Consider the following 4,050-nt stretch of genomic DNA (forward strand, 5'->3'; position numbering starts at 1 on the left):
GGACGACGGAGACGGGAACGGGGACGGGGAAGCGGAGTTCGTTGCGGTCGATCTTGGCGGAGAGCGCGGCGAGCGGGTCGATGCCGAGGACCTGGCAGAGCTGGAGGAGATAGGCGAGGACGTCGGCGACCTCGTCGGTCACCTGGTGGGCGCGCTCGGGGTCGTGCATGACCCGCTCGGACTGCTCGGGAGTCAGCCACTGGAAGATTTCGAGGAGTTCGGAGGCCTCGACGCTGAGGGCACAGACGAGGTTCTTGGGAGTGTGGAAGGGCTGCCAGTGGCGTACGGCCGCGAAGTCGGCCAGTCGGCGCTGGAGTCCCGCTACGTCGGGTTCGGTCACGGTTCCAGGTCTACCACTGCCACCCCCGGGACTCCGCGGGCGCATGCGGCGTCCGTGACGGTACCGGTGAGGCGGATGTGGCCGCGTCGGCACATCTCGGCGGCCAGCGCCACGAGTTCGCGCGCCTGGCGCCGGTCGAGGCCGCGGTCGAAGCCGTCGGTGAGGACGGCGAGGGTCTGCAGGGCGGAGGGGATCTCGGCGACGGTGTCGACAGCGAGCACACCGGGGCCGGTGAGCAGGACGAGGGCGAGCGCCAGGTAGCGCAGTTCGCCCTCGCCCAGGCGGGCGACGGGTGTGGGGTTCCGCTCGCCCCGGCCCACCACCGCCCGTAACGTGCCGTCGGCCAGTTCCTCGGCGGCGAGTGCGGTGACCGGGCCGGCGCAGCCCGCACGGGCCGCGGTGACCAGCCGGGCGTGCCGGATGGTGCACTCCTCGGCGGTCCGGGAGAGGATCTCGGCGAGGTTGTCGCAGCCGCGCCGCAGTCTTCCCTGGCCGGGCAGGACGGGTTCGCGCATGCGCTGCGGCTGGGGGTCGCAGGCGAAGACGGACCGCAGGGCGACCACGACCTGTTCGGCGGCGGCGAGGACCCGCAGCTGCCCTTCGGTCTTCCCGGCGACGCGCAGCGGCAGCAGGGCGGTGCCGAGCCGGTCGTCGGGGAGTGGGGCGCGGGTGACGGGGACGGTTCCGGCGGTGTGCCAGGCGGCCTGCACGGTGGAGCGGCCCGGGTCGCGCAGGGCGGTGGACAGGAGCGTGTCGCCGTCACTGGTCAAACGCTCGCCGACGACGCGGAGTTCCGGCTCGGCCTGGACGGCCAGGTCGAGTCGGACGGGCCCGATGGGTCCGTCGACGGTGCAGCCGATGCGGAATCCCCGTCGGCCCTGGGCGTCCGCCTCGGCGCGTTCGGGTACGCACCCGGCGGGGTCGGGGAACGCCGCGGCGAGGGTGGCGCCGGCGCCGAGCCGGGCCAGTGCCTCGTACGCCTGCAGGACGCTGGACTTGCCGCTGCCGCTCGGTCCCGCCAGGAAGGTGAGCGGGCCGAGCGGGAAGACCGCGCCGCGGTGCGACTTGAAGGCGGAGAGCCGCAGTTCGGTGACGGTGGGCCGGTCACAGGTTCCGTTCATGGAACGGACCGTACGAGGACAAAATCTGACGAACCGTTACGCCTCGGTCACCTTCCTACGAACGAGGGACGGCTGCCCGCAGGGCTGCCACGGCCCTACGCGTGGGGGACGACGGCCTCGGCGATTCCCTCCACCTCGGTGCCTGCGGGTGCCAGGAGGAAGACGTTGCGGTCGACGCGGTGCATTCCGCTGCCCAGACCGAAGACCACTCCGCTGCTGAAGTCCAGGATGCGCTTGGCGACTTCGGTGTCCGCGCTCGTCAGATCGAGCAGGACGGGCGTCTGCGCCATCATGTACTCGGCTACCTCGCGCGCGTCCGCGAAGACCTGGACGCGCAGCACGACGAAGCGGCGCTGCTCGACGGTCGCGTACTCGTTGGGGAGGGTGCGGTGGTCCACGCGGGAGGGCCACTCGTTGCGACTGCGCAGCGGAACCACCTGGGCGAGCCCCTCCCACTGTTCATCGGTGACGTCGTACCTGCTCACCGGACCACCTCGCCCCTGTGCTGTATCTGCATCCGGCCATGATGACGCCGCTCACCCGTTCAGCCCAACTCCGACACGGCTCTGAGCTGTGAAGTTGTCCGGACCGGGGCGTACTAACGTGCGGTGGCCAAGTCCACGGCGTCGGCCACGCGGGCGAAGAACCGGGCCTGGGCCGGTGCGCTGCACGGCGCTTCGGGGTTCCAGGGCAGCACGCGCGCGCGGTCCTCGATGGCCTGCCAGTGGGGGTCGGAGCGCAGCCGCTCCACGGGGGTGGCGTTCACCCGTACGTCGCACAGCAGGATCTCGGCGGGCAGGGCGGCGGTCTCCTTCCAGGTGAGCGTGGTCCAGTTCGTGCCGCTCGCGGCGGGCGGCTCCACCAGGTGCACGCCGTGTTCGGTCAGGGCGCGCAGCTCCGGCCAGGCATGGGGGCGGGCCACATAGACCTGGTCGGTTCCGGCGGGCGAGAGGGCGAGTACGCGGGGGCCGCCCGCGGGCTCCGTCGCCGCGCGCGTGGCGGCCGTCACCGCGCGCAGTCGGCGCTGGGCCGCTTCCAGGAGGCGGGCGTCGTCCTCGCGGCGGCGGTCGCCGCCCAGGGTGCGCGCCAGGTCGGCGAAGCGGTTCCTGATCTCCGCCAGTGAACGGGAGTGTCCGATGTCGATGACGACCACCGGAACGTGTTCCTCCAGGTGTTTGGCCGTCTCGGGGTCGAGGCCGTAGACCTGACCACCTCCGTAGCTGACTGCCACGACGAGGTCGGGTGTGCCCTGGAGCAGTGCGTCGAGGTCGAGGGTGGCGCCCGCGCCCAGGTAGCGCAGGCGGTTCAGGGGCAGTCCGCCCGCTTTGGCGTGGTCGGGGGCGGCCCCGTCGTGGAAGGAGCCGAAGACGGCTCCGGGGCCGACGCCGTGGTCCCAGAGCGTGGCTCCGGCCTGGATGTAAGCGGTCACCCGCGAGGGCACCCGCGCCGCCGTCGCCGTCTGCCCGCGGTCGTCCGAGAACTGCCAGACCGGCTTGTCCATGAGGTCACACGCCCCCTGTAGGTCGCTGTGCGCCAGCGTCGGGCCACGCTACGCCCGAGTCGTCCCGCCCCGCCAGGATCCGTGACCGCTTACCTCCCCGGCGCCCAGGCCAGTCACCCGCTCGGACCGCTCCCGTCGTCCGCGCCCCGGCGCGCGGAAGCACTCGGCGCGCGGGGTGGCGTACGCCTGACTAGCGTGGCAGAGGGGCCGTCGTCACACAGGAGAGAGCACAGTCATGGCCGCAGAACCAGAGGGCACTCCGTGCTGGGTCGATGCGATGTTCGCCGATGTCGAGGGAGCGAAGAGCTTCTACGGTGACGTACTGGGCTGGACGTTCGGCGAGGCGGCGTCGCAGTACGGCGACTACACCCAGGCGTACGCGAACGGCAAGGCGGTGGCGGCCGTCGTGCCGCCGATGCCCGGCCAGGAGGGGCAGTCGGCGTGGTGCCTCTACCTCGCGTCGCCCGATGTCGCCGCCACCGCGAAGAAGATCAAGGACAACGGCGGTGAGGTGCTGATGGAGCCGATGCAGGTCGGCGGCTTCGGGTCGTTGGCGATCGCCCGGGAGCCCAGCGGCGCGGTCTTCGGCGTGTGGCAGGCGGGCAGCCACGAGGGCTTCGAGGCCAAGGCGGTGCCCGGCGCGTACTGCTGGGCCGAGTTCTTCACCCGCGACCCGGCGAAGCTCGACACGTTCCTGCCCGCGGTGTTTCCGTACGGCGCCAAGCAGATGCAGGACGACGCGGCGGACTTCCGGGTCTTCAGCGTGGGTGACGAGATGGCCCTGGGCCGGATGAGGATGACGGACGATTTCCCGCCCGAGATCCCGTCGTACGTGAACGTGTACTTCACGGTCCCCGACTGCGACAGCACGGTGGCGAAGGCGACCAAGCGGGGCGGGGTGCTGCGGTTCGGTCCTGTGGACACGCCCTTCGGCAGGTTCGCGGCGCTCAGCGACCCGCAGGGGGCCGCGTTCTCGGTGATCGACCTCCAGAAGAAGGAGGGCGAGATGCCGCGGATGGCCGACGTGTAACAGCCGTCGCGCCCCCGGGACGGGCGGGCAACGCGCGTGTGCCCGCCCCCTTGTCCCC

General features: G+C 71.9%; 5 protein-coding genes. 1 reads left to right on the forward strand and 4 read right to left on the reverse strand.

The annotated features are described in order from the left end of the window. The 4 genes from ACJA3G_RS31810 to ACJA3G_RS31825 all read right to left on the reverse strand — a co-directional run. Positions 1–340 (reverse strand): nucleotide pyrophosphohydrolase (locus ACJA3G_RS31810; RefSeq protein WP_406556511.1); only part of this gene is annotated, 340 nt, incomplete at its 3' end. After that, positions 337–1,461, reverse strand: a complete 1,125-nt coding sequence (locus ACJA3G_RS31815) for an AAA family ATPase (protein ID WP_406556512.1) — start codon at positions 1,459–1,461, stop codon at positions 337–339. The genes ACJA3G_RS31810 and ACJA3G_RS31815, both read right to left, overlap by 4 nt. Before the next feature lie 95 nt (positions 1,462–1,556). Then, entirely contained in the window at positions 1,557–1,946 is a 390-nt protein-coding gene (locus ACJA3G_RS31820) for a cell division protein SepF (protein WP_406556513.1), read from the reverse strand. 113 nt (positions 1,947–2,059) lie between these two features. Beyond that, the gene (locus ACJA3G_RS31825) at positions 2,060–2,962 is read right to left on the reverse strand and encodes an ABC transporter substrate-binding protein (RefSeq protein WP_406556514.1); all 903 of its coding nucleotides are present in this window, start codon (positions 2,960–2,962) and stop codon (positions 2,060–2,062) included. A 235-nt stretch (positions 2,963–3,197) separates the two neighbouring features. Between ACJA3G_RS31825 and ACJA3G_RS31830 the strand changes: the two genes are divergently transcribed. Beyond that, a complete protein-coding gene (locus ACJA3G_RS31830) occupies positions 3,198–3,992 on the forward strand; it encodes a VOC family protein (protein WP_406556515.1) in 795 nt (264 codons plus the stop codon). Positions 3,993–4,050 lie beyond the last annotated feature (58 nt).

It is taken from the genome of Streptomyces sp. YS-3 (assembly GCF_045257485.1).
GTDB lineage: Bacteria > Actinomycetota > Actinomycetes > Streptomycetales > Streptomycetaceae > Streptomyces.

Bases quoted from the DNA above. Each gene is read 5' to 3' on its own strand.
- ACJA3G_RS31830 (WP_406556515.1), top strand. From the start codon at position 3,198: ATGGCCGCAGAACCAGAGGGCACTCCGTGCTGGGTCGATGCGATGTTC.
- ACJA3G_RS31825 (WP_406556514.1), bottom strand. From the start codon at position 2,962: ATGGACAAGCCGGTCTGGCAGTTCTCGGACGACCGCGGGCAGACGGCG.
- ACJA3G_RS31815 (WP_406556512.1), bottom strand. From the start codon at position 1,461: ATGAACGGAACCTGTGACCGGCCCACCGTCACCGAACTGCGGCTCTCC.